This window comes from Rhodococcus sp. P3_B8 (assembly GCF_056402775.1).
On sequence record NZ_JBFUGT010000523.1, the window covers coordinates 1 to 2,776 of the forward strand.

The window sequence follows — 2,776 nt, forward strand, 5'->3', positions numbered from 1 at the left end:
GGCCAACGCAGACCAGGGCTACAAGCAGATGATCGTCGACTCCACCGCATCCGACATCGTCTACTCCAACCTGTTCACCGGGGTGCACGGCAACTACCTGCGCGGCAGCATCGAGGCCGCCGGACTCGACCCGAACAACCTCGCCGTGTCGGACCCGTCCGCCATGAACTTCGGTGTCGGCGAGGACGCGGACACCGCCGCGAAGACGGAAGCCAAGCCCTGGCGCGACATCTGGGGCGCCGGACAGGGCATCGGCGCCGTCGACGCCGTCGTCCCGGCCGCGGAGATCGTCGAACGCCTCACCCGCGAGTACGCGGCCGCGAAAGATCAACTACTACAGCAGGCCTAGGGTCCTCCAGTCGAGATCGACTCCAGCTCGGCCATGCCGGGCCAGAGTCGATCTCGCCCATCGGAATCGGAGACCGCACCCGTACGGCGCAGGTCGTTACCCTTTGCCGAAACAGGGGAAACGACGTGCGTGTCGGTCACCGGACTCTTGGACGGGCCACCAGATCGACAGTAGATTCGAAGGCCCGATCGACCCGGTTGCGGTCCCTGGTCATGATGAGATCCAGCTGCAGACCACGCACTTGYGCCAAGACGAGCGTCGACATTGTCGAGGCTTCGTCGGGCGGCCACCCTTCTTGTCCCAACCGCTCTTCGACGGGCAGGAGCCAGTCGTTGATGATCGACTGCACGAGCCGCCCCCCACGGTCGGGGTCCCGCGCTGTGCGCCCGACAAGCTCGAACAGCAATACGAACTGGCGTTGCTCGCGCGGCTCGCACAACCGGCGCCACACGATGCGAACGAAAGCCGCTGTCGAATCCGCGGCGCGCAGTTCGGCATCGGTTCTCAGTCGTTCCTGGAAATCGGCATGAATCTTCTCCAGCACCTGCAGCAGCAACTCATCCTTCGACGAGAAGTGCCGCAGCAAAGTCGCGTGCGTCACACCGAGCGCATGCGCGATCGGACGCAAGGACACATCCCCGAAGCCGTGATCGAGAACGTACTCCGTTGCCGCCGCCAGCAACTCCGGGCGTCGGTGCTGGTAGCGAAGGGTACGACCGTCCACACGCTCTGCGTTCATCACCGAATCCTAACCTCACCGGAGAATCAAAATTATGAGTACCAAATGGTTGTGCTAACCACTTGGTACTGCTAAATTTCAGTATACAGCAGATGAACGAATTTGCCCGACGCCCCGTTCGGCCGGAAACACCTCCGCGGCGCCCGGCATCTGCGCTCCATGACAGGTGGCTGCTCTCGACGGTGCCAGCACCCACCCCGAACCGCCTATATGGGATTACTTTCCGCCAACAGTGCCGACTGTGTGGTCCCGCTTCCGCGGGAACAGATCCGGGCAAGCGGCCCCCTGCCGTCCCGGCAACCCCTACCTAAGGACGACCATGACCGACCAACTAATCGCCAAGCTCGCTGGGCTGGGTTTGTTCACCGGGGCACCCCAGCACGACAACTTCTGTCGGCTGGCGAGTGTTCTCCCCGCTAGCGAATTGACACCATCGTCGACACCGTACGAATGGCCGGCCGGTGACACGATTGCACTGCCGGAAACGTATGAGTTCGGGGGCATGTCTAAGTCGTTCGAGGACTTTTTCGTCGAGACCGACACTGCGGCGCTGCTGGTACTTGTCGAGGGAGTCGTCCGTCACGAGCGCTACGCACTCACCGGTGGACCTGATGTTCCGTGGATCTCCATGTCAGTCGCGAAGAGTTTCATCTCGACACTGGTCGGTATTGCCGTCGCCGAGGGCCACATCAAGAACATCGACGACTCCATCAGCGCCTACGTACCCGTTGACCCGGGCTCTGCGTACGACGGCGTCCCGATCAAAGCGGTCCTACAGATGTCGTCCGGTGCGCGCTGGAACGAGGATTACCACGACCCTGAGTCGGACGTGTTTCGCCTCAACGCTGCCATGGGCGGCATAGGCACCCTCGACGAGTTCGTCGCCGGCGTCGTCCGCGAGAACGAGCCAGGCACGATCTGCCGCTACAACTCCGGCGACACTCAGGTACTGGGTTCCCTGCTGGTGCGGGCGACGAACCGCTCGATCACCGATTACATGCAGGAAAAGCTGTACGAACCGCTCGGCATGACCTCACCTGGGCACTGGTTGGTCGACTCGGCCGGCATGGAGGTCGCTTTCGCGGGCCTGAACATGACTGCCCGGGACTTCGCAAAGCTCGGCGAGCTGTACCGCAACGGCGGCACGTGGCAAGGCAAGCAGATTGTCCCGGAGGAGTGGGTACGCAATTCCGTGGTCCTGAGCGGCACGCATCTGCAGCCCGGACAGCCGATCGTCGGGACCCACCGATTTGACCTCGGCTACGGCTACCAGTGGTGGATTCCCGCCGGCAACCGTGGCGAGTTCAGCGCCATCGGCGTGTACAACCAGTTCGTGTATGTCGACCCGTCGACGAATGCCGTCATCGTCAAGCTGTCCGCCAACCGTGCCTACGGAACTACCGACAGCGAATCCACCAATCGCGAGAGTGAGACAGTCGCCTTCCTCCAATCCATCACAAGTCGCCTACGGAACTGACGATCAGGCCCGCATGGACGTCGTCGATCCGGCGACTGCGGAGGTCATGGCAACCATCCCTCGCCGCGAGGCCAGCGTTGTTGCGGTGAACGGCGAGGGAAACAACCGACAATGGCCTCAACGCGTTGCCTGCCCGACCCCGGCCCGACGTCGACGCCAATCAGTCGACAAACCACGGGGCCGGGCCCACAACCGCTGCGGCGCAGAATGT

3 protein-coding genes are annotated in these 2,776 nt (G+C 62.8%); 2 read left to right on the top strand and 1 reads right to left on the bottom strand.

Translation table 11 applies throughout. The annotated features are described in order from the left end of the window. Positions 1–349: NAD(P)H-dependent flavin oxidoreductase (locus AC1D1G_RS43985; protein ID WP_477956795.1), on the top strand; the 349-nt coding region annotated here is incomplete at its 5' end. A gap of 136 nt (positions 350–485) precedes the next feature. Here the strand turns inward: AC1D1G_RS43985 and AC1D1G_RS43990 are convergent. After that, positions 486–1,031: a TetR/AcrR family transcriptional regulator gene (locus AC1D1G_RS43990; RefSeq protein WP_477956796.1), complete on the bottom strand. Its 546-nt coding sequence runs from the start codon at positions 1,029–1,031 to the stop codon at positions 486–488. 559 nt (positions 1,032–1,590) lie between these two features. Between AC1D1G_RS43990 and AC1D1G_RS43995 the strand changes: the two genes are divergently transcribed. Continuing rightward, positions 1,591–2,565: a serine hydrolase domain-containing protein gene (locus AC1D1G_RS43995; protein WP_477956797.1), complete on the top strand. Its 975-nt coding sequence runs from the start codon at positions 1,591–1,593 to the stop codon at positions 2,563–2,565. Positions 2,566–2,776 lie beyond the last annotated feature (211 nt).